The sequence below is a fragment of the Psychrobacter sp. P2G3 genome (assembly GCF_001593285.1).
Lineage (GTDB): Bacteria > Pseudomonadota > Gammaproteobacteria > Pseudomonadales > Moraxellaceae > Psychrobacter.
Genome location: NZ_CP012529.1, coordinates 2,723,100 through 2,747,648 on the forward strand (window position 1 = coordinate 2,723,100; position 24,549 = coordinate 2,747,648).

General features: G+C 41.1%; 22 protein-coding genes. 3 read left to right on the forward strand and 19 right to left on the reverse strand.

Annotated features, from left to right (window positions below; translation table 11 throughout):
• Window positions 1–28 precede the first annotated feature (28 nt).
• The 7 genes from AK823_RS11085 to AK823_RS11115 form a co-directional block, all read right to left on the reverse strand.
• Entirely contained in the window at window positions 29–1,486 is a 1,458-nt protein-coding gene (locus AK823_RS11085) for an anion permease (protein WP_068039401.1), read from the reverse strand.
• Between the two features lie 324 nt (window positions 1,487–1,810).
• Complete coding sequence (locus AK823_RS11090) at window positions 1,811–2,527, reverse strand: YidB family protein (protein WP_068037542.1); 717 nt, start codon at window positions 2,525–2,527, stop codon at window positions 1,811–1,813.
• 221 nt (window positions 2,528–2,748) lie between these two features.
• Window positions 2,749–3,228 (reverse strand): hypothetical protein, encoded by a 480-nt coding sequence (locus AK823_RS11095; protein WP_228138854.1) that lies wholly within the window; start codon window positions 3,226–3,228, stop codon window positions 2,749–2,751.
• Between the two features lie 17 nt (window positions 3,229–3,245).
• Entirely contained in the window at window positions 3,246–3,527 is a 282-nt protein-coding gene (locus AK823_RS11100) for a succinate dehydrogenase assembly factor 2 (protein ID WP_068037546.1), read from the reverse strand.
• A 72-nt stretch (window positions 3,528–3,599) separates the two neighbouring features.
• A complete protein-coding gene (folP, locus tag AK823_RS11105; RefSeq protein WP_068329257.1) occupies window positions 3,600–4,502 on the reverse strand; it encodes a dihydropteroate synthase in 903 nt (300 codons plus the stop codon).
• Between the two features lie 190 nt (window positions 4,503–4,692).
• Window positions 4,693–6,585 (reverse strand): ATP-dependent zinc metalloprotease FtsH, encoded by a 1,893-nt coding sequence (ftsH, locus tag AK823_RS11110; protein ID WP_068037551.1) that lies wholly within the window; start codon window positions 6,583–6,585, stop codon window positions 4,693–4,695.
• 271 nt (window positions 6,586–6,856) lie between these two features.
• Window positions 6,857–7,489, reverse strand: a complete 633-nt coding sequence (locus AK823_RS11115; protein WP_068037556.1) for an RlmE family RNA methyltransferase — start codon at window positions 7,487–7,489, stop codon at window positions 6,857–6,859.
• Between the two features lie 474 nt (window positions 7,490–7,963).
• Here AK823_RS11115 and AK823_RS11120 point away from each other — a divergent pair, with 474 nt between their 5' ends.
• Entirely contained in the window at window positions 7,964–8,275 is a 312-nt protein-coding gene (locus AK823_RS11120) for a YhbY family RNA-binding protein (protein ID WP_068037559.1), read from the forward strand.
• Window positions 8,276–8,417: 142 nt separating this feature from the next.
• Window positions 8,418–9,200: a hypothetical protein gene (locus AK823_RS11125; protein WP_068329259.1), complete on the forward strand. Its 783-nt coding sequence runs from the start codon at window positions 8,418–8,420 to the stop codon at window positions 9,198–9,200.
• Between the two features lie 171 nt (window positions 9,201–9,371).
• Here AK823_RS11125 and AK823_RS11130 read toward each other — a convergent pair whose 3' ends face one another.
• Entirely contained in the window at window positions 9,372–10,100 is a 729-nt protein-coding gene (locus AK823_RS11130) for a CHAP domain-containing protein (RefSeq protein ID WP_068037565.1), read from the reverse strand.
• 263 nt (window positions 10,101–10,363) lie between these two features.
• Between AK823_RS11130 and AK823_RS11135 the strand changes: the two genes are divergently transcribed.
• Window positions 10,364–10,879 carry a hypothetical protein gene (locus tag AK823_RS11135; protein ID WP_068329262.1) on the forward strand — a complete coding sequence of 172 codons (516 nt, stop codon included), beginning with the start codon at window positions 10,364–10,366 and terminating at the stop codon, window positions 10,877–10,879.
• A 298-nt stretch (window positions 10,880–11,177) separates the two neighbouring features.
• Here AK823_RS11135 and lpxC read toward each other — a convergent pair whose 3' ends face one another.
• From lpxC to AK823_RS11195, 11 genes are all read right to left on the reverse strand, one after another.
• Window positions 11,178–12,095 carry a UDP-3-O-acyl-N-acetylglucosamine deacetylase gene (gene lpxC, locus AK823_RS11140; protein WP_068330301.1) on the reverse strand — a complete coding sequence of 306 codons (918 nt, stop codon included), beginning with the start codon at window positions 12,093–12,095 and terminating at the stop codon, window positions 11,178–11,180.
• 363 nt (window positions 12,096–12,458) lie between these two features.
• Window positions 12,459–13,655, reverse strand: a complete 1,197-nt coding sequence (gene ftsZ / locus AK823_RS11150) for a cell division protein FtsZ (RefSeq protein WP_068329266.1) — start codon at window positions 13,653–13,655, stop codon at window positions 12,459–12,461.
• Between the two features lie 288 nt (window positions 13,656–13,943).
• Window positions 13,944–15,236, reverse strand: a complete 1,293-nt coding sequence (gene ftsA, locus AK823_RS11155; protein ID WP_203226476.1) for a cell division protein FtsA — start codon at window positions 15,234–15,236, stop codon at window positions 13,944–13,946.
• Window positions 15,237–15,368: 132 nt separating this feature from the next.
• Entirely contained in the window at window positions 15,369–16,178 is an 810-nt protein-coding gene (locus AK823_RS11160; RefSeq protein ID WP_068037577.1) for a cell division protein FtsQ/DivIB, read from the reverse strand.
• Window positions 16,179–16,620: 442 nt separating this feature from the next.
• A complete protein-coding gene (locus AK823_RS11165) occupies window positions 16,621–17,535 on the reverse strand; it encodes a D-alanine--D-alanine ligase (RefSeq protein WP_068330303.1) in 915 nt (304 codons plus the stop codon).
• A 207-nt stretch (window positions 17,536–17,742) separates the two neighbouring features.
• Window positions 17,743–19,182, reverse strand: coding sequence for a UDP-N-acetylmuramate--L-alanine ligase (murC, locus tag AK823_RS11170; protein ID WP_068329267.1), 1,440 nt, complete (start codon window positions 19,180–19,182; stop codon window positions 17,743–17,745).
• 98 nt (window positions 19,183–19,280) lie between these two features.
• Entirely contained in the window at window positions 19,281–20,366 is a 1,086-nt protein-coding gene (murG, locus tag AK823_RS11175) for an undecaprenyldiphospho-muramoylpentapeptide beta-N-acetylglucosaminyltransferase (protein WP_068329270.1), read from the reverse strand.
• Between the two features lie 237 nt (window positions 20,367–20,603).
• Window positions 20,604–21,569, reverse strand: coding sequence for a glutathione synthase (gene gshB, locus AK823_RS11180; RefSeq protein ID WP_068329273.1), 966 nt, complete (start codon window positions 21,567–21,569; stop codon window positions 20,604–20,606).
• 137 nt (window positions 21,570–21,706) lie between these two features.
• The gene (gene pyrE / locus AK823_RS11185) at window positions 21,707–22,435 is read right to left on the reverse strand and encodes an orotate phosphoribosyltransferase (RefSeq protein ID WP_068330304.1); all 729 of its coding nucleotides are present in this window, start codon (window positions 22,433–22,435) and stop codon (window positions 21,707–21,709) included.
• Between the two features lie 76 nt (window positions 22,436–22,511).
• Complete coding sequence (locus AK823_RS11190; protein ID WP_068329275.1) at window positions 22,512–23,522, reverse strand: hypothetical protein; 1,011 nt, start codon at window positions 23,520–23,522, stop codon at window positions 22,512–22,514.
• A gap of 57 nt (window positions 23,523–23,579) precedes the next feature.
• A complete protein-coding gene (locus AK823_RS11195) occupies window positions 23,580–24,419 on the reverse strand; it encodes an SDR family oxidoreductase (protein WP_068329277.1) in 840 nt (279 codons plus the stop codon).
• Between the last annotated feature and the right edge of the window lie 130 nt (window positions 24,420–24,549).

A 24,549-nucleotide genomic window follows, 5' to 3' on the forward strand; every position in this document is an offset into this window, starting at 1 on the left:
GAACCCTATTAATAATATGTACGCACGTTTAATAATAGCCGAGCACTTTCCACCAAACCAGACCTGCACCTATCCAAACGACTAAGTTAACCACACTCATTATCGCGCCAATACCCCACCACTCCCCTAATGTCACATAATCTGAGTTAAAGATAACTGGAGCGGTACCTGTCGCATAATGAGTCAAGGTCATCATGATGTTGCCTGCTGCCGCAAGTATTAACGCATATAACATTGGCGGTGCACCTAAGCTTAACCCTACTGCGTAAAAGGCTGCGAATAGCGCTGTAATATGAGCAGTCGTACTGGCAAAGAAATAATGGATATACAAATAAACCAAGGTCAAAATCGCTACTGCACCCATCCAACCAACCCCAGTCGTACCAATCATTGACTCGATGTTGCTAGAAAACCAGCTGATCAAACCAAGCTTATTTAGGTAAGACGCCATCATAATTAGCGCACCGAACCAAATAATAGTATCCCAAGCAGACTTTTCTTTGAGCACATCCTCCCACGTGAGTACACCAGTTAATATCAAAGTCGTCAATCCAATAAAAGCCGTCGTCGTGGCATCAACACTAAAGGCTTCACCGAATATAAGAGCAGGAATATTCGCCCACAGTATCAACATCAGTGCAAAGACACCGAGCATAATCTTTTCTTGCTTACTGATACTCCCCATTTCATCCAAATTTTCTGTAGCGAATTTTTTGGCGTTGGGTGTAACTTTTAAGTCAGGTGGATAAATAACATAAATGACCAGTGGCATCAATATTAAACATAGCATCCCAGGTACAAACATCGCCACTGCCCATGTTGTCCAAGACAGTTGAATGTCACCACCTGTTGCTTTGTTAACTAAATCTACGACCAGAGGGTTGGGTGCGGTTGCAGTAATAAACATGCCCGAAGTGATTGGGTTAGCATGATAATTCACCATTGCTAAATAACGGCCAATCTTTTTTTGAGTACCTTCTTCTGGAGTTGAATGGAAACTCTGCGCGATGGATTTCATAATAGGGTGAATAATACCGCCACCACGGGCAGTATTAGAGGGCGTAATAGGTGCAATCATTAACTCAGCTGCAGTTAGGGAATAAGCCACACCAATCGATTTTTTGCCGAAAATAGAGATAAAGTAATAAGCAATACGGCGTCCCAAACCAGTCTTAATCAATCCTCGCGATATCATTACCGCGATACCGATCAGCCAAATAAGCGGGCTTGAGTAGCTTGAGAGAGCATCACTGATTGCCTCTTTCGGGCTCTCATTAGTCACGCCAGTGACAGCCACTAATGTCACTGCAATAATGGCAATTGCGCCAATCGGTAAAACTTTACCAATAATGGCAACAATCGTAGCAATAAACAACGCCAGCATATGCCAAGCTTCAGGTGTAACGTCAGCAGGAACTGGAATAACGAACCAGATAATCAAGCCAACTAAGACGGCAATCGCGGCAGGAATAGGTTTAAATGGCATCATCAGCTCAACCTTATCACACGTATAGTAGGTAGTAATATCTTATTCATCAGCTTCAACAAAACCTAAAACTGTAAATAGATAAAAAAACATATAATGAAGCAGTCATTAACTAATTATATAGCTATGATATAACGATTAGACTAATGCTGCTTTATTGCTCACTTTTTTTAACATAACTATTTAATGTTAACAATGTCACTTAATGCTAAGAGTGCCACGAGTTTCTGATTATTAATTATTGGCCATAAAAAAAGAGTGCGTTATTAAACGCACTCTTTTTTAAACCAAAACATAATGTACTGAAATTAAAAAATACTTGTCTTATTTCAGCGTACCAAGACGACTAGATAATTGACTAACAATCTGATCAATCTCTTGATTGGCTTCTGATTCATTGTCCAAATTGCCATGTGGCGTTAGCTGATTAAAGACTTCTGGCAGTAGCTCAGCCAGACCTTGGCGTACTTCTACATCATTGGCACCAGTATGCGCAGCGACTTGTTGAATTTCATTCTCGTCAAATAAACGACTGACATCATTAGGATCCAAGTTATCATTAAGTTCATGATTACTCATCCAAGAGCGTGCTTGATTGTCATAACCCATTCCTGTGACTTTAGACAATGCGCCGCTAAGTCCACCGTTACGTTGAATCCAGCTTAGTACCATAGGCATAAGAGCCGCCACTAGCATACCTTTACCACCGAAACCGCTTCTAGTACGCTGACTGCCTAATACGCTACCTAAGATATCACCTAAGCCCCCTGCACCAGAGCTCATACCACCGCGCTGATTGCCACCAGTCAAACCTCCTAAAATATCATCCAAACCAAAGCCATTACCTGGCTGTTTATCGTATTGTTGCGGATTATATTCACGTGTTTGATTGCGACTACCTGTTAATACCCCACCTAAAATATCACCAAGACCACCAGTACGACGCGGATTAATATTCTGATTGACTGGGTTGCGTTTAGAATCTTCTGGATCCATAGCACTACGGGCGACTTGTGTAATTAAATTTCCTAATAAACTCATAATATTATCCTCTTATTATTTATAATCGTATTGTCATACCTGACATCAGAGCTGTTAAAAGCATAATCTGACCTGCTATCTAATATAACAAACCGTTTTAACTAGCAGGATAGGTATTTTGTTATAACGCGTAGGACTTCGTTAGAGAATAATGAAACATTGAATATAAAAAATTTATACAATCATATTACCCATGTAAATTTTGCCTGAAACAGACAACTTTAAACAATTTTTTCACCTGATATATTCGCTAAAATATTTAGCTGTCGCCATTCATTACGACTGACTTGATCACGAAAAACGGTCACTGTCAGAGTGCGCTTAAAAGGCTCGACAGTCATAAATTCAAAAGTTATCAACCAATGATAACGATGTATATTATTAAGCTCAGCCAGCCATAGCTCATCGCCGCGACCAGTACGCATAAGTAATTGCCAATCCTGACTCACTTGCTTATACAAAGGTGGCTGACTCAAATGTAACAATATTGGACGTGATAAAGCCAAATAGCTTACTACTACTGCACTGATAACCAGTATCACAACATCTTGCCACAATGATAATTCGGCAAGCCATAATAGTAATACCAGCGCACTTAGCAATCCGACATATATGAGCGCACGAAGATAACTGCTAGAATTAACAGCAGTATCAATACGTAACGGATTGGTTTGCGACGGAGCCATAGCGTTGTCAAGCATAAGAGAGAACCAGATTTTTATAGTGAATCTTTAGCATGGCGCCATGTCTTAATTTTATTTACTAATGTCCATATCGCTTCGTTTTCTGGACGAGCTTGATTGGTAAAGTAATCCAGTAAATCTGGGTCTTCATGAGTAAGCATTTGCGCAAAAGCCTCTTGCTCAGCAGGCGCTGCTGTCAAGTAAAGCTCTTTAACGTAAGGATCAATATAGAAATCTAACTCTTTTAATCCACGGCGTGCTTGATAAATAATACGGCGCTGTTCGTTAGTTGGTTCTGGTTGGGTTATTGCTGTCATAGGTACGGTCTCAATTAAAGATATATTTAAATAGAAGTTTGATTTTTAATCATCGAATAATAATTATGATAGTTAGGCTTTATGCTGATTATGAGTGGATAACTGTTTCCATAATGCCACTGCCTGCTGCATCATTGGCACATTATGGGTACGAATAATGCTTGCGCCTTGTTGCAAAGCCAGCAAGCCAGCGGCAGTCCCTACTGCATCACGATCAGATGCCTTAGTCTCTGCGAGCATGTTGACTCCGCTATTGGCCAATACTTCTGCTAAAAAACGCTTGCGCGAAACACCAAACATCATTGGTAACCCAAGTATTTGCAAGCTATCAAGCTGTGTTAATAAGGTGCAGTGATGGTCATAGTTTTTAGCAAAACCAAATCCTGGGTCAATAATTATCTTATCACGCTTCACGCCGAAGCTTGTTACCTCATCGATACGAGCGGCTAACTCAGCAATGACATCGCTAACTACATTATTATACTGCGCTAAATGATTCATGGTTGTCGGCTCACCACGCATATGCATAAGCATCACTGGTATATCAAGTTTGACCGCCATAGCTACTGCACCCTCGCGCTTGAGAGCACGCACATCATTCCAAATGTCTGCACCTGCTTCAAACGCAGTCTCTATAACTGCAGGATTACTAGTATCAATAGATAGCCAAACTGCATCGCCAAGATATTGCCTGATGGCTGTGACAACTGGCACCACGCGCTGTACTTCTTCAATAGTATCAACGGCATCCGCATTTGGACGTGTAGATTCGCCCCCAATATCGATAATAGTCGCTCCTGCCTCAAGCATTTCTTGACAGTGTGCAACGGCTTTATCAATGGCATTGAATTGTCCACCATCCGAGAATGAGTCAGGTGTTACATTCAAAATACCCATTATATGTGGTTGAGATAAATCTAAAACTTTATTGCCACTAGAAAGAGTATAAGCTGGTAAAGGGAGGAACAATGCCATAATTAATCCATTATTGATAATTGTTTCATAAATAAATATGCTTTGCTAAATGATCGGTCTCAGTTATGTTCTACAAGAAGATAAATCCCGAAGCAAATAAATTTAGCTCATCATACCAGTAAATTTATACCAATAAAAAAGCCCTTTAAGAAAAAGGGCTTTTGCATAAATTATTGAATGACTTTTAACTTTACATCGCTGGCAATGGTGGTGGAGTTAAACCCGTTGGCTTAATATTACCTTTTGCGAGATTGACTTCATGTTGGTAAACTTTTGGTGGACGTGGATCTTCACCTGCTAGGATATCCTGCAACTGATCACGGTCAATCGTTTCCCATTTCATTAAGGCATCAACCATTGCATGCATTTTATCTTGATTACCTTCGATCAGCTCACGAGCAATATCATACTGCTCTTCTAACATCCGGCGTACTTCTTCATCAACTTTTTGCTGCGTCGCTTCTGAGATAGTACGGTTACTAGAACCGAAATATCCTTGCGAGCTATCATCATCTTCATACACCATAATACCAAGGGCATCAGACATACCATACTTAGTAACCATGGCGCGCGCCATTTTAGTTGCACGCTCAAAGTCGTTAGAAGCGCCTGTCGACTGCTGATTAATAAATACTTCTTCAGCAATACGACCGCCGAATAATATAGCGATATCGCTTAGCATTTTTGACTTATACATACTAGTTTGATCGTGCTCAGGCAATTGCCAAGTCACACCAAGCGCAAAACCACGCGGCATAATAGTCACTTTATGCACAGGATCCGTACCTGGCAATAGCTCAGCGACCAATGCATGGCCCGCCTCATGATAAGCAGTTGCACGGCGCTCTTCTTCGCGTATCACCATTGATTTACGCTCAGGACCCATGTACAACTTATCTTTAGCATCTTCAAAATCATTCATGTCGACGCTAGTTTTATTACGACGTGCTGCAAACAATGCTGCTTCGTTTACAAGGTTAGCAAGCTGTGCGCCACTGAATCCAGGAGTACCACGAGCAAGTGCATTGGCATCAACACCGATAGTATTCGGTAGTTTTCTCAAATGCACTTTTAAAATTTGCTCACGGCCTTTAATATCTGGCAAGCCTACTTGCACCTGACGGTCAAAACGACCCGGACGCAACAATGCTTTATCGAGAACATCTGCACGGTTAGTCGCAGCAATGACAATAACGCCTTCATTACCTTCAAAACCATCCATCTCGACCAGCAACTGGTTAAGCGTCTGTTCACGCTCGTCATTACCGCCGCCCATACCAGAGCCACGATGGCGACCGACTGCATCAATCTCATCAATAAAGATGATACAAGGCGCACTTTTCTTGGCTTGTTCAAACATGTCACGTACACGAGATGCACCGACACCGACGAACATCTCAACAAAATCAGAACCTGAAATTGAGAAGAACGGTACTTTAGCTTCACCAGCAATGGCTCGTGCTAGCAACGTTTTACCAGTACCAGGAGGACCTACCATCAAAATACCACGTGGAATCGTCGCACCAAGCTTGGTAAACTTATCGGGATCACGTAAGAACTCGACAACTTCCACCACTTCTTCTTTGGCTTCTTCACAACCAGCAACGTCTTCGAAGTTGACGTTGATTTGGTCTTCAGTCAGCATTTTAGCTTTAGATTTACCAAAGCTCATTGGACCGCCGCCCTTACCGCCAGCGCCCCCTTGCATGTTACGCATGAAGAACAAGAACAGACCAATAATCAATAGGATTGGGAAACTGGCTATTAACAATTGCATTAACACGCTTTGACGTTTAGGCGCAGTCCCTTGGACTTCGACTTGGTTCTCACGCAATAGTGGCATTAGCTGCTCATCAGTCACAGCTGGCCTAATGGTCTCAAAAGATGAGCCATTTTTCTTCTCGCCGATGATTTGCTCGCCGTCAATCTCAACACTGGCTACTTGGTTTTCGGACACTGCGGTCACAAACTCAGAGTAGTTAAGGTTATCTGGCTCAGATGATTGATCAAAGCCACTAAACACCAGCACCAAAACGCCGATTACCACCAGCCACAATAAGGTATTTTTTACCATGTCGCTCACTAGTTATTCCCATCCCTTACTTATTGGTGTGTTTACTAAACACGTGACGCCCATATATAAATGTAATATAAATTCATCATACATTATCAGACGACTTTGCTTGAAACAAAACAAAGTTAATATATTATGATATGTGGTTTTAACCTGCACAATTCAAGCGAAAGCTGCGTTTATTCAGTTAACAATTGTAGCGGTTTTCGCACCTTATATGACGTACTTTATAAAGTTAATAATAGACTATTTATTAGCTACAACCTATTGAAACAACAAGTTATTTTATTGCTATCCAGAACATCTCTTTTGATCGTGGTCTAGATGCTGCAGGCTTCATACTACGAATCTTACTAAATTTAGACTGCATCTGCTTGCGTAATTCTTGTGAGCCCTCACCTTGAAACACTTTCATAATAAGCGCGCCACCTTCTGGTAAGGTATCCAAAGCAAAGTCTACAGCCAGCTCGCATAAGTACATCATTCGGGGTTGATCAATAGAACTATTCCCTGCTGTGTTAGGTGCCATATCAGACAATACCACATCTACTTGCTTGCCACCGACCTCAGCCATGATTTTGTCAAAAACTTCTGCTTCTCTAAAGTCGCCTTGAATAAACTTCACATCTGCTAAAGCATCCATAGGCAAGATATCAGACGCAATTAAAGTACCTCGTTCACCAACTAGTTTAATTGCAACCTGTGACCAACTGCCAGGAGCACTGCCTAAATCTACTACAGTCATACCAGGAGATATCAATTTGGCTTTATCGTTTATCTCAAGCAACTTATAAGCAGCACGTGCACGGTAGCCATCTTTTTGTGCTTGTTTCACATAATAGTCGTCAATATGCTCTTTCATCCAAGCACTACTACTTTTTGACAAACCTTTATTCTCAATACGCGTGGCCAAAATACCTGCTCCTATTACTTTACAACGTGACAACGTGACAACGTGACAACGTGACAATGTACAACTATTTAAATTTATATTTATATTTTTTATATTCGACAGTATTTACCTGTAGTGGGGTTTAAGCATTAAATCTGCAATGCCTATTTTACTTTTAAGACTGCCTATTTAGAATAAATCTATATAGTTAATAAAATTAATAGCATTAGTAATGATTTAACAGCTTTATGACTCAGCAGCGTCTATAATGCGGCAAGTTAATCAGTTTAACATTTTCATCACGTAAAATCGTGCAAAATACTGATGATTTCATGCAAGATGGTCACAGATTATTTATAATGAATATTAACTTTTTTAATAACATTGTTTTAATGATATTGTTTAAATAACATTGCTTCTTATTTATTATGACTCGTTATAACAACGCAACTATTTTAAGACTGTCTTTTATTTTTACTAGAATTTAGGAATACTATGCAACTCGATAACGCTACGATTAAACGCTTAAAAGGTATTGGTCATGAGCTCAAACCTGTCGTTATGATCGGTAATAATGGCATTACTCCTGCCATCACTGAAGAGATTGACCGTGCTTTGACTGATCATGAACTTATTAAAGTAAAACTACCTGCTGGTAGTAAACATGACCGCGACTTGGTCAGTACGGAACTTGCTACTGCTGCTAAGGCTGAGGTGATTCATACTATTGGACGTATGGCATTATTACTACGCCAGAATCCAAATGCCAACCCTAAGTTGTCAAACCTAGTACGCCATGCTCAATAGCAAATGAGCAATGAATGATATTGGTTAAACCCATACAACGGTTATAATTATAAAAGCCGCGACGCATCATTGCTCGCGGCTTTTATGTTATCTCTCACTTAATATATTCTATATTGAAAATCTCTGTTAGGTCACTTTTGTCATGAGTCAGCTATTCAACCTAAAACTTGCAACCGAAAATCTATTTACAGATGCAAAGCAGATTGGTGTACCCATTGATCAGCTCCTGCAAATTCGAATTAGCGTAAGTGCTTCAATCATTTATCAGCCCAAGCGACAACTTTGGCTGAGTTATCAAGTTCAGCTGCCATCACCTACCTTAGCTGCGCAACTAGATTGGCCCGCATGGCAACAAACACAGGTCAGTTTCAATGATTACTTGTGGGAGCAGACTTGCTTGGAGTGTTTTATTAGTAGTAAAGCTATTGGTGATAACGAAACGAACAGCTATATCGAAATCAACGCCAGCCCCAATGGGCAATATGCACTGTATAAGTTTAACGACTATCGCACTCCATCGACGCTACCTCCAGAAGCATTACTACAATCAGATAGCAAGACAAAGGCTCATATCATTTGGAAAGACAACTTTTCAGGCCAACAGATAAAAAGCGTAATTGGTCTGAAACCATCTCTTAGACTGGCAAGTCTCGCTATAGATTTAACTGCTGCGAAATTTATTCCATACTATCAGTATCAACGTAGCTTTGGATTGTATTTAGAACAAATATCATCTGACTATTCCAATTCTGAATCGCCTGCTGATATTGGTATCGAGCTGCTACATCCTTGCGTAATTCTACGTTTTGATAAAACCAATTTATACTTCGCATCGGCTCATGCTGCCCCGCCCGACTTTCATCAGCAGTATCATTGGTCAAAACTGGATTACCAAGCTGCACTGTCTAAATCAACGTTGTCTTAAATGAGCTTTATAATTATTAGACGACCTTATCAGACAGCTAAAAACAGATGTTTTTGATTGCAGTTTAACAAGTATAAGAATAAACATAAAAAAACTCAGTAATGTCATAAAGAGCATTACTGAGTTAGGAGAAAACGGTCAATTTTTAGCTTACGGCTACTTAATCAGACTTTATTTGTCAGCCATAGCAAGGTAGATACCACGATCTGAAGCATCATCAACGTACTGCGAATCACGCCATGTAGTATAGTTATGAACGCCGCTGTATGGGCTAATACTGTTCTGACGGAAATCAGAAACCCATCCTGAACCGTCAAAAATTTGGATATGGCCATGCGGACGTTGTGAGCTGCGATCATAGACTACGACATCACCTACTTGTGGCGGCATGTCATTGCTGATTTTGGTAAAACCTGCGTTAGCAAGTGTGCCGCGAGAGGCATACTGATAAGCTGAAGGATTAGGCGTAAATTCGTAACCAGCTGACTGTAAAGCTTTACGTACATAACGGGCACAATATCCAGAGCTTCTAGACAAAGCAACTCGTGACGCACGAGCAGCGGCGATAGCAGGAGCTGAGTTACTATCTGGTACTCTGCTACTAGCTTGCTGCTGACGCTCATATGATAAGCGATTGGTTAACGATGCTAACTGATATTCTTTTTGTTTGGCATGAGCACTTAAATTGTCGATAGCTTGACTGATTTCATCATTGCTAAAGACATGGGCGCCACTATTCGTGCTATAGACGTTGCGGCTAGAACCATAGTTTTGAGAAACTGAAATATTTGTGATGGTATGACTCAAGGTATTATTTGGTTGAAAGGTGGTTTCGGCAGCACCACTCGTTTGTGCTAAACCCATTCCCAGTACTGACAAAATTAATAAAGCTTGTTTCATAAATTTACTACCTATTTGTTAATACAAGATTGCTCGTCATCCGTGACAAAGCATTAATTGATTTAGAGGATGTACCATTGAATAACCATGATAAAATCCTTAGTACAGCAGCTAACTATTCAGTCTATGACGATTAACACAGGCATTATTGCCAGTTTGGTTATTCGCCTCTTAAACAGCTCGCTTTATATTCTATATATACTGATATTAGGCATATTTATTTTATAAATCGGCTTTTATCACCTAATTGATGAGTAAACACGATGTCAAAAAAACAGCCTAATCGTCTTGCTGAGCTTATCGACCATCAAGCATTTGCTGGTAGCGCACTACCTCAAACACTAGCTGATGATATGCGTCTTTATACACAAGTAACCAATGAGATAAAAACGCTATTGGTAGACTGTCTACCTGAAGAAATACTTAATACCTGCTGGGTTGTAGGTCTGAGCTCTGAGCAATTAACACTAAGCGTAGCCTCAGTTACTGCAGCCAATCATATTCGATACTTACAACATGCATATCTACAAGTACTGACAACGCAGTCAATTACATTTCAACAACTTAAGAAGATTCGCGTAGTAGTATCGAAAACCAATACTAATAATTCATCGTATAAAGAAAAATTATCATCACTAACTAATAATCTTAAATATGATAAAGCCAATGAAAATCAGGCTCTTAGCCAAAACACAAAGCGGACTATAGCACAGGCTGCAAAGCATGTCACCACTGATGAAAAGCTCAAAAAAGCACTTTTACGACTAGCAAATGAGTAAAAGTTCGCATCTTACAATGTAATCTTATGTAAATAAAAACAGAAAATCGACATGGTAACGCTGCATTTTTGTAATTCTATAAACAAAAAAAATCATCTGTTAGTTCTATCCCTATTAAGGATTTGACTAGCAGATGATTTTTTTACTGTCCAAAGCTTTTATATTGTCTAGGCTCTAGCCTAGTTATTAAAAAATATGAAAGTATATATTTTTCAATGTGATTATAATTTGAACGTTGATATTCCCAAAATATGTAATCTTACGTAAATGTTGCGATACTTCGTGTATATTCCTGTATTCATCCTTCAACAGTTAGACCTGTTAGAGGTAAATATTTGATAGGACAGGTTACATTGTCATCAAAAGTTACAATTTCAAAGTTATTTGCATCTGATAAGATTTCACGTACTAACATATTGTTTAAGGCGTGTCCTGATTTATAGGCATTAAAACGACCTATAATAGGATATCCAATCAAATATAAATCGCCTAAAGCATCTAAAATTTTATGGCGAACGAACTCATCAGCAAAGCGTAACCCACCAGCATTTAATATACGAGCATCATCAATGACAATCGCATTGTCCATACTACCGCCCAACGCTAAGTTGTTTTGTCTTAACGTTTCAATATCTTGTAAAAACCCAAAAGTACGCGCCTCACTTAATTGCTCGATGAAATTTTGTGTTGAAAAGTTAAGCTGAGCATGTTGAAAGTCTTTATCGAAAGCTGGATGATCAAAATCAATCTCAAAATTTAATTCAAATCCTTCATAAGGACGCAGTTCTGCCCACTTATCATCAACATCGACACGAACTGGTCGGACAATACGCAGAAACTTCTTTAACTCATCTTGTTCAGTGAAGCCTGCTTGCAATAGTAAGCCCACAAAAGGTGAGGCACTACCATCCATAATCGGAATTTCGCTCGCAGATACTCTTATTAACAGGTTATCTATACCAAGTCCTGCTATTGCACTTAATAAATGCTCAACCGTACCGACGCGCGTACCACCAAATACAAGATTTGATGACATCATGGTATCTTGTACTAAAAAAGCACTAGCTGGAATCGGCTCACTACCCTCAATATCTGAGCGCTCAAAAACCACTCCAGTGTTAACAGGTTGTGGATGAAACTCTAAATCAACAGGCTCGCCACTGTGCAGACCGATACCTGTAATAGCTATAGCTGTTTTTATGGTTCGTTGATTCATGGCTGCTTTCTCACATATTTTGTTACAATTGCCATAGTGTACCACTAGCTCCTATCAATTCGCTATAGTCAAAAATTAGTAATTTACTCATTTCTATGATTGACCCAGCTTATGATGAACTGTTTTTCATTATTAACTTATTAATGACTTGCCTAATTAACACCAATTTTTTAGCTAAAACTATGTTAAAACCTTTTAAATATCTACTATTAACAGATTATAAATACAAAAAAGCCAGCGTTGCTACGCTGGCTCTTTATAAAACTGACATCACTGTTGATAGTTTATTAAGACTTTATAATCTAAAAACCGTTGTAAAAACCATACAATATATTAATATTAGTGCAACTTAAAACAGATTAATTACTTATTCTGCTGACGTTTAAGATAGTCTTGAATACTATTAGTTTTAGTCTGTGGTTGCTCTTGAGCAGGTGCAGAACGTGCTCCAGTATCTTGATATGCCTGATTTTGTGAATGCTTTTGACTGTTCAAAGCACTGGTATGCAGATTGGGATCTACTGGTTGCGTGCTGGTCACAGAAGGCACTGATTGTTGAACTTTAGGTGCTTCACTCACCTTTTCATCCAACGTCAAACCTGTTGCGATAACCGTAACATGTAAATCATCGCCCATCTCTTCATCAACAACTGAACCATAAAAAATGTTCGCTTCATCAGTATCTGTGATACCTTCCACAATTTCACTGATCTGACTGAATTCATCTAATGATAGAGTTTCTGAAGAGATAACATTGACTAATAAGCCTTTGGCATTTTCTAAGCATAGATCATCTAACAACGGTGACTTGATTGCCTTTTCAGTGGCTTGACGCGCACGATCATCACCACTAGCACGCCCGACACCCATCATAGCGTGACCTTTAGCTGTCATCGCAGTACGAATATCATTGAAGTCAATGTTAACAAGACCTGAGCGCGCAATAGTTTCAGCAATACCCTGCACTGCATGCAATAACACGTCATCCGCTTTTTTAAACGCGTCTTTCATTGAGATATTACCGTAGACACTCATAAGCTTGTCGTTAGGAATAGTAATGATAGAATCAACGAAGTTTGTCAATTGCTCAATGCCTGCTTTAGCAGATTTGTTACGCTTGCCGCCTTCAAACTTAAATGGTGTCGTAACGACCGCAACGGTCAAAACTTCCATCTCTTTCGCGATACGCGCAATGACAGGAGCTGCACCAGTACCTGTACCACCACCCATGCCAGCAGTAATGAATACCATATCTGAGTTTTCAAGCAAAGTTCGAATCGCTTCTTCTTCGCTTTCTGCAGCTTCACGCCCAACTTCTGGGTTAGCACCAGCACCTAAGCCACGATTACTCTTCGCACCAAGCTGCAATTTATGCGGTACTGTCAGGCGATCAAGGGCTTGTCTATCAGTATTGGCACAAATAAACGTCACGCCTTTGATACCTTGCTGTACCATATGTTCGACTGCATTACCGCCACCGCCGCCAACACCGAATACGGTAAAACGAGCTTGGCCATTATTTTGAGGCTGGTTATCATCTGGCATGGTGTATTTTGACATAAAAAAGATTCTCCAGTTGCAGATAGCGTGATGGTCGATACGTGGTAACGCACTCGCATAAAGTACTATCGACTTACTATATATAAATGCATACAAATAAAATAAGATAATAAAGCTGAGGCTTAGTTGATACGTGTCAAACCTCTATCTAAATGCGCTACGCTAATAATATGGTCTCGCAGTACTACAGTATTTTGTCAAATAAACGTATTAATCGTTAGATTGAGATAGCGCACTTCAAAGACGATTACAAACGTTTATGCTTTTAAATACTTTATTCTAAATACTCTAAAGTATTTTTTTAAGAACACTAGTGAAACGATGGCCGACACTTTGGAAAGTACCTTTTATTCGGCCCTGTTTAATAGCGTCAGGTTCACTTTGCTCACTGTGACGAAACTGCTCACTTTGACTATAGAGTAAAGTTCCGAATGCAGTTTGATAAGCACGATCATTCACCTGTATATTCAGCTGCTTAAATGACTCTTCATTATCAAAATGATTATAAGCACTGATAGCCGGATGTGTGTTAGACAGCACCACTGGCATTTTTAACAGTCTTTTGGCAAAAGGTATCATACCTTTAATGGTACTACCACCACCAGTAAGTACAATACCGCGATCGATATAACTTAACAGATCTGCCTCATGTAACTGTCGAATGACTTCAGTAAATATCTGTACATAACGCGCTTCAATAATGCGTGCTAGATTATAAAGACTGACATTGACCTCGTCACCTGTACCTTGCGGTTTAAAAATAAAAAACGAGCTTGGATCCATACTATTTATATCGACTGTACCATGTGATTTTTTGAGCTTTTCGGCTTCTATCATAGAAATACCGATATCAGCTGAAATATCCATTGTTACTTCATGGCTACCACTTGCGATACAATGAGTAAAAATAAGCTTATTTTCTTTATACACGCAAATACTAGTAGTACTTGCGCCTATATCTACTAGGCAAACACCTTGTTGGCGTTCTTCACCCATTAAACTATATTCGGCGCTCGTTACTGCATCAAAAACAATATGGTCGATACCAACATCACACCCTTGCAGCAGCTTTTGTATATTTTGACGGCTAGAGACCGGCATCATCATCATGTGATACATGACTGTGATGTTTTTTGCAATCATCTCAATAGCATCATCAACCATTGCTTCTTGCTCATCAATATAAATACCTTGCTGACAGCAGTGCATCAAATAATAATCAGACGGCAAATCTTGCGATTTAGCATTGGATAATGCTTGTACCATATCTTTAGCACGTACAGTCTCTTCCTCGACCGCTACATTACCGACACTGTTTTTGCTAGACAATTCAGGAGTAGCTAAGGTCAACCATACACTATGTACACGGCAGTTCGCTGTATCTTCAGCATCTTGAATGGCTTGTTTGATGGCACCTTGCAAGCGTTCACGATGTTTGATTTGACCTTGATAAAAATCGCTATTTTTAACTTGCCCAACACCCATAATACGTATGTCTTTTGCAGACACAACGCTGCCGATCACGACATAGACTGCAGTGGCACTCAGATGGACAACAACCAGATTTTCAGTATTTTTCATGGTACCAAACAAATTATCGCTAAACAGGAGACTACATGACGTCTCCATTAAATCATTAGAACAGTACTATTTTGAATTTATACATCATCTATAGCACAAAGACGGCAAAACTGTTGTACAGGTAAGACTAGTTTACGTTACAGGCTGAGCTACCACTGGTTCTACTTGTGGCACTTCAGTCTTCCATGCAACGGTAAAACCGTTCTTATATCTTAAATCTACCGACTGCATATTCTCACGGCGGTCACTTAATTGATTGCTTAAAAGCTGGCTTAAATTAAGTAACTTTTGCGCGGTATTTTCGTTATCGACAATAACCCTTAGACCATTATCGAAACGTACTAACCAAGTCATACGCGGTGTTAGAATGATATCCTCAACTCGCATATCAAGCGGTGCATACCAATCATTAATCTGCTGCATTTGCTGCATAATAACAGGCGCTTGGTTCATCTCACCTTGCAACGTAGCAAATTTTGGCTTGGTTAACTCTTCGCTGTCTGCTGGCACGAATACTGCACCTTGAGCATCGACTAAACGTTCTGTACCAAAATTGGCTACTGCCTGCTTAGGTAATGCTGTGATGACGATACCACGCTGCCAATCTCGAGTCACACTGATCTGATCGACCCAAGCAAGTCCCATTGCAATATCTCGTAACGCCTGCAAGTCAGTTGTAAAAAAACTACTTACTGTTTGCTGACTCATAGTCTGTTGCAAAGCTTGATATTGAGCAGTGGTCAAATCTTGTGTGTTGACATGAATAGCAGCTGGCGGTGCATCACGTAGAGCCTTACCACCCATCATTAATATTAATAACAATAGCCCTACTACAAGAGTCATAAAAAAATACTTAACCCAAGTAGGTACTTGCAAGCTGGATCTCGGGCGACGGGCGTCATCACTCATCAAGTCAGTTGTTCCATTGACAGTTTGAGCCATAACCGCGTTTGCCCCTATACCTTGTATATATTTTAGCTTACTAAATATTTCGATTAAATAACTACTGTTTTGCTATGACCGTTTTGCTATAAAAGCCATCAGACTTTAATGCTTTGTCTCTCAATACACGATAAACGCCTAAAATGAGATAAATATCACCAACATAGGGTAATCATTACAATATTAACGTATTTTGATGGTAAACAATAGCCTAACCCATGCTGTAACTAGCGATTTTACACAAGTTTACAGGAAGCTGTGTTATAGCAGGGCTAGCGATACAATCTTAGGATGCATTATATCCGTTTTGTTCAATATAGCACTAAAAATATTAGCAATTTATCTTAATAAATAGTACTAAACTCTATTTATTGTAAAGTAGCAGCGATAAGCTCTCTAACACGATACTAAAAGACAATCTCTAATGAATAGTTTCTCTCTATTAAAGTGTTTGTGCCAGTATGTGCCAGCATAAGGTATCAAAGTCCATACCTTGTGCTTTAGCTGCCATCGGGACTAAGCTATGACTGGTCATACCAGGTACCGTATTGATTTCTAGTAACCAAAAATTGCCAGCCTCATCTTGCATAGCATCGACACGCCCCCAGCCTTTTGCATTAACGGCACGGAACGCAGCAAGGCTCAAGTCTTGCAAATGTTTTTCATCACTATTACTGAGTCCACAAGGAATATAATAGCCAGTATCATTGCGATTATATTTAGCTTCAAAATCGTAAAAGTTAGTGATATCAGCAGGTTCTAAACGAATAACTGGATAGGCTTCATCATCAATAATAACAATTGTAAACTCACGACCCGTAATCCAGCGTTCAGCCATTACTACATCGCCACACTGTACTGCCGTTGCATAGGCAGCAGGCAACTCGTCAAGATGGTTGACCTTAGTCATGCCAATACTTGAACCTTCATGTACAGGTTTAATAATTAAAGGTAAACCCAACATATTCACCACTTGCTGCCAGTCGGTATCAGCTGTCAACAATGAAAATGGTGCCGTTGATAACCCGCAACCCTGCCACAACTGCTTAGTACGAACTTTATCCATTCCTAAGGCTGATGCTAAAATCCCTGAACCTGTTTGCGGAATATCAAACCATTGCAACACGCCTTGTAGCAAACCATCTTCGCCGCCGCGACCATGTAACACGTTAAACACGCGATCATAGTCACGAAGCTCAGTAATGTCTTGATGCTTAGGATCAAAATGAGTGGCATCGACGCCTTGATTTTGTAGCGCTTGCAATACGGCGGCCCCACTGTCCAATGACACGCTGCGCTCATTGCTACTGCCACCATAAACGACAGCCACCTTACCAAACTCACTCGCATCTTTCACTTTGCTAGGAGCGACAGTTAATAGTGTGTCTTGCTTTAGCTGGTTATTTTCCATAGTATCTTTCTCTGCTTGCGCAGCTGCTGCTAAAGCAGACTCTGGATTAGTAATAAGCGTCGTATTCTCGGCATCATTTATGGCTTCGTTGAGGTTTTTTGCATTTTCTTGATTGTTAATAGACATGTAGATAGTTCCTAAAATTCTTCTAGCTTACTGGATATAGAGATTGTTTGCAGCCAAGTCGATGGATATCTGGCCCACATTGCCAGCACCTTGAGTGATAAGCATGTCATTTGCTTTTAATAAGCGCTGCATGACAGGTGCTAGATTGTCCTTATCAATAATCGTTGGTTCAACTTCGCCACGCAAGCGAATACTGCGTGCTAATGACTTAGTATCAGCACCCGCAATCGGGCTTTCGCCTGCTGAATATACCTCTAATAATAAGAGCTCATCAACGCTTGAGAGTACTTCGACGAAATCATCATAACAGTCACGCGTACGGCTATAACGATGCGGCTGAAACAGCATCACTAGACGACGATCAGGAAAACTTTGACGCGCCGCTTTGATAGTGGCATCGACTTCTTTTGGATGGTGACCATAATCATCAATCAATAAAACATTACCCTCATCAATATCCACAGAGGCATGCTGCTCAAAGCGGCGGCCGACCCCTTCGAATTTCTGCAGTGCGCGCTTAATCGCTTCATCATCGACGCCTTCATCGGTCGCCATAGTGATAGCAGCCAATGCATTATAAACGTTATGCGTACCAGGGATATTTAACGTCAAGCGTAGCGGCTCACGGTCGCGGCGCAATACGGTAAAATGTGTCTTAGTACCCTCAGTAACCAAGTCAATTGCCTGTACATCGTTAAACGGCTCAAGACCAAAAGTCAGTACGGGACGGCCAATATCATCAATCATTGCATATAGTTCAGGGTCATCACCGCACACCACAGCCAAGCCATAAAACGGCATATTTTGTAAAAACTGAATGTAAGCAGCTTTTAGTTTATCGAAGCTGTTTTCATAGGTCTCCATATGGTCTTGGTCGATATTGGTGACAATCGCGGCCATCGGATGCAATGACAAAAACGACGCATCAGACTCGTCTGCTTCAGCAACCAAATAACGACTACTGCCAAGCGCGGCATTTTTCCCTGAGGCATTTAGCTTACCGCCAATCACGTAGGTCGGATCGAGCTGTCCTTCTGCCATCATAGTAGTCAACAAACTAGTCGTTGTGGTCTTGCCATGTGCGCCAGCAACCGCAATCCCATGACGATAACGCATTAACTCGCCTAGCATATCAGCGCGGCGAACCACTGGCAGACGCGCTTCTAGTGCTGCTTTTACTTCAGGATTGCTGCGATCAATCGCTGACGATACGACGATGACATCCGCATTGGCGATATTTTTAGAATCATGACCAATTGATATCTTAATTCCAATCTGCTCTAGACGTCGAGTAATCACGCTATCAGCGATGTCAGAACCGCTAACTTGATAGCCTTGATTATTCATAACCTCAGCGATACCGCACATACCTGAACCGCCAATACCGATAAAATGCAAATGCTGAATACGGCGCATTTCTGGTATCTCAATCAAACGCTTAGGTAGAGCTTTCGCAGAGGTAGACATAAGGAGTTCTCTTTATTAAAGGCTAATAAAATATGATGAATTAAAAAACTTAGTTACGGAAAACAATCAGTCATGAAAGCAAAGGCTTATGATATAAGCTACAACGCTTGCCAAATGATATCAGCAACTTGCTTACTGGCACTACGATTAGCAAGGGCGTGACCTTTCTTTGCCATCTCCAAGCAAGTATGACGATCAAGTGCTGCAAGCTCATCACTCAAACGCTGCGGTGTCAACTCAGACTGCGGTAACAAAATTGCAGCATCGTGTGACGTCAAGGTGCGCGCATTCGCAGTTTGATGATCATCTACCGCATGCGGTAGCGGCACAAAAATCGCAGCGATACCGACATTTTGAATTTCAGTAACCGTCAAGGCACCAGCTCGGCAAACGATAATATCTGCCCAATTATAAGCAGCGGCCATATCATCAATAAATGGCTGTACAGTGAACTGATGAGCGCCTAAGTCCTCGCTATCATAAGCTGCTTTTGTAGCCGTCTCGTTGTTACGCCCACATTGATGACGCACCTCAAAAGGACTGTCTATTAACGAAAGTGCCTTAGGTACGGTGTCGTTTAATACTTGCGCGCCAAGCGAGCCACCAACCACCAACAATTTAAGCGCTGAACTGTCATTAATGTCATAACGCTCAGTCGGTTCAGCCACACCCGTAATAGCGTTACGTACTGGATTACCAACGGTTTCAAGCTTAGCATCCTGTTCACTATTAGCAAAAGTATGCTCAAACGCCTGCATTACCTTAGTAGAAATCTTAGCCAAATAACGATTGCTCATACCGGCAATAGCATTTTGCTCATGGATAATTAGAGGCGTATTGGTCATACGCGCAGCAATACCACCAGGCGCAGTTACGTAACCACCAAAACCCACTACCATATCAATCTGATTGCTACGGATGATTTTAACTGCTGCCATCGTCGCTGATAGCAAGGTAAAGGGTAATTTGACTACACGCCCTATGCCTTTGCCGCGTAACCCTTGCATCGCAATAGGATGAAAAGCGTAACCAGTTGGCTTAACCAAGCCATTTTCCATACCATTCGGCGTACCTAGCCAGTGAATAACGGCACCGCGTTGGGTCAATTCCTCAGCAACTGCCAGTGCTGGGAATACATGTCCACCAGTACCAGCGGCCATCATCAATATATGCGGTGTCTTCATTAACGCCTGCCTTTCTTATCTGTACTAAAATGAATATTAAGTAGTAGCCACTGATATATTGATAGAAGTGATTCACTCTGAAGGCACATACACAAAAGCCCGCATAGTATAGAGGAATCTATGCTCATTTATACAGCATTTTATCGCTTAAATAATGGGTTAAATGGCTATAATATTAAACAATAAAAATGAGAGATATCAAAAAACTAATAACCTCTCATCTCCAAAATATAACCCTTAATAACGAGCTTCTATCGCTATCATAAATTCTGTCGCAATATCAGTACCACATTGATCATCAATCTCACGTACGCAAGTCGGACTGGTCACGTTAATCTCCGTAATCCGTCCACCGATTAAGTCTAAGCCGACGAACATTAGGCCTTTTTCTTTGACGATTGGGGCGACTACTTCTGCCACTTGGCGTTCAATATCGGTAAGCGGCATGGCCACTCCGCTACCACCAGCAGCTAGATTACCACGGGTTTCGCCTTTGGTAGGAATACGTGCCAAGCTGTAATCGATTACCACTCCATCGACGATTAACACACGCTTATCACCCTCTTTAATCTCTGGTAAATAACGCTGTGCCATAATTGGCAAGGTTTCAAGCTCAGTTAATATTTCTAGTGTCACCCCGATGTTTGGGCTATCAGCGGTCAGACGGAAAATGCCCGTGCCGCCCATGCCGTCTAATGGCTTGACAATGACATCTTGTTGCTCAGTGATAAATTTGCGAATATGTGCTTGTTTGCTGGTCACAATCGTTGGGCTCATATAATCGCTAAACCAAGTGGCAAACAACTTCTCATTACAGTCGCGAATCGCTTGTGGGTCATTGACCACTAGCACGCCTGCCGCTTTAGCATGATCAAGCATATAGGTCGCATAAATAAAGCGCATGTCAAACGGCGGATCTTTACGCATCAAAATCACGTTATAGTCGCTGACCGGACCTGTCGCCTTATCACCTAACGTATAGAAATTTTCAGGGTCACGCTTTACCGTCACTGGCTGCGTATCGACCATCAATTGCCCACGATCCAACCAAAGATCATGAATCTGACAATAGCCAAGCGTGTGACCACGGTCTTGTGCTGCCCACATCATTGCCAAAGTGGTGTCTTTTTTATAATTAACCTGTTCGATAGGATCCATGATGACGAGTATTTTTAAAGATTTTTTTTGATTTTCTTGGCTCATGATAAGGCTCACTTACGTTATATTATGAATAGGCAGTTATAGGAAATTACAGGCACTTATTTATAGGCAAGTATTCATAAGCACCTGCAATGTAGCAAAGCTTCAATACAGCTCAAGAACAGCATTCTAACAACAAACTATACGCCGTACTGCTCACGGTAATGCTGCATTTTTGCGAGTTGGGTCGCGTCTTTATGCTGGCCGTTTTGTGCACCATGGTCGTCAGCTAAATAACTGATTAAATCGTCAATGTTGACGAGTGCACGCACCGGTACTTTTAGGGTCGCTGCGAGCTCTTGTATAGCAGAATAATCGCTTTGGCCTTTTTCTTTACGATCAAGGGCTACAATAATACCTGCAACGCTTGCGCCAGCTTGCTCTAATATCTCGACCACTTCGCGCATCGCTGTGCCAGCAGTAATAACATCGTCAAGTACCCAGACAGCTTTGCCACTGACATCAGCACCGACTAAGTTACCACCCTCGCCGTGAGTTTTGGCTTCTTTACGGTTATAACCCCATTTAGCATTGATACCATGATGCAGCCATAACGCTTGCGCTGTTGCGGCAACGAATGGAATACCTTTATAAGCCGCACCAAAAATGACCAGCTCTTGCTGCTCTGCACCGTTATTGCTAGCATCTATTTGTTCAGCCATCTCTGCGGCCAAGGCATCTGCATAACCGCGCGCTAGTAACGATAACATCTCACCAGTCGCTAGCAAGCCTGCATTAAAAAAATACGGACTGATACGACCAGACTTAAGCACAAACTCACCAAACTTTAAAACTTGATTGTCTAAAGCCAATTGAATAAATTGATGAGATGAGAAAGAAACGTTTTGGGCAGGTTGAGCATTAGTCATTGGAGCATTGAGCATTATGGCATTCCTATCAGCAAAATAAAGGGCAAAAAATTTGCATTATTGTACGCATTATTGATCAGCTTGACCAACCATTGATGTCGTAATCCTGCATATTGGGATAACGAGTCAACAGGCCACTACGCGATGAGAGATTAAAATAGCATTGACCATTATGGCTCACTTGTATGCCCCAGCCTAAATGGTAAGCCGCAACAATAATATGTCCCGCAAATAGCCGAATCTGACGATACTGATAACGCTGTGCTGGTTCAAGATCAAGCTGGCTAAGTAAGTAGCTACGGACATGCTGACAGATTTGCGCCGCGCTATAGCTATGATTGATAGTTTTGCGCGTACTACATTGCTTTAAAGCATGGACAGCGACGCTACATGCCATAATATCGGTAGCCAAACTGCCCTCGCCTGTCTCAAACTGCTGCGGCTGTAAAATCACTTGCCAATCATCAGCATAAAGACTGCTGAGTAACTCATCAGGATTATAACGTTTGGTCAACGCACGTAACGAGGCAGAAGACGCTTTAGTATTATTTTTATTGGAGCCATTATCATCTTTATTAATCTTTACGGGACTATCAGCAAGCGCAAAACCATAACGATTCAGTTTTGGATAAGCGCGAATCGCCTGCTGAATATCTGACATATCTAATAGAGTCATGTTGCTTAGCGGCGATAATAATGGCTGCTCGCTATGATTTTGATAAAAATTATCAGGAAATTCGACAAGCTTTGCCGCATTTAATAATGACAAATGCTCAGCCAATGCCTCTGACGCAACCAACTCCCATTTCGATAAGCTGTCTTCATTAGGCTGATAAAACCGCGCAGAATTTCCATAGAGCCGTCGCAATTGGCCATTTAGGCGTCGAGCAGGCTCTGGAATATCACTTAAAGGCCGCGCAGGGTCAAGTGGCGATTGGCTCGGATCAAAGTTAGGGTGCACGATCGCAGGCTGCTTGCTATCAGGCAACGTAGACGACAGCTCAGCATTGCCTTCTGGCAGCTTATCGCCTATTGCTGCAAGTTCAGCATTGGGTAAGCGATTATCAGAAGTAGAAGGCTGGGTCATGAAATCTCCATAAACTATAAAATATAAAATCAATTCTAATTAAATCAAACTGTCATCTTACTCTTGATGGCGCAAAATATCACGATAACCTACCTGCCAGTCAGGATAATTGAGCCAAGCTAACGGAATGTTGCTATGTAAACGTTTCCCCGTAACAGTTATTTTTTTCTTATCAATAGCAGGAGGCGTCTCTCCTATCTGCTCACTTAACCAAACGCCTAGCTCAAAAGTCGTGACTGGCGCATAGTCAGTGGCGATATAAAGGGGCTTTGGCGCCCCTGTAGTCATTACATTAGCGATAATATTGACCAAATCACGATTCATAATACGATTACTCCAGTGCGCTGCTGCCACTGGCTCTTTTTGTGACTCGCGGACTTTACGTAAGCGCATTAGACGCTCGCGTCCGTAAATTCCGCTCGGACGAATGACAATGGCTTTATTACCAAAACCTTGTTGCAGCGCTTGTTCTGCTTGGAGTATCACTTTGGAAGCTTCGCGCTTAGGGGTAATAGGCGCGGTATCTTCATCAATCCATTCACCATTATCTTGACCATAAACACCCGTTGAGGAAATAAAAACAACGCGCACAAGGTTGGTTAGCTTATCCGCAAGCTCTGCTAAATGTTGATTAATCGCCAAGTAACTGTCGTGATAACCGCTGGTTGAATACTCATCAGGAGTGACGATAATTGCAATATGAGTAAAGTCTTGCAGCTGCTCAGCGCTAAGCGTCAACGCATCAGCTTGCATAAACTTTGCATTACTATTCAAATCATAATGCTCGCGTTTACTACGAGCAAGACCTGTGACCGAGAAACCGTCCTCAGCAAGTCTATTGGTGACTGGCAGACCGATATCACCTTGTCCGATAATCAGTAAATTTTGCGTACTCATAATGCATCCCTTTTTTGGCACAATTCTGCTTTAACATCAATCTCTAGAAATGACGCTAACAGTAATATTCAAAAACCGTTTTTAACAAACAGTTTTAAAGGCAATCTGTAAAAACCTATTTTCAAAACTT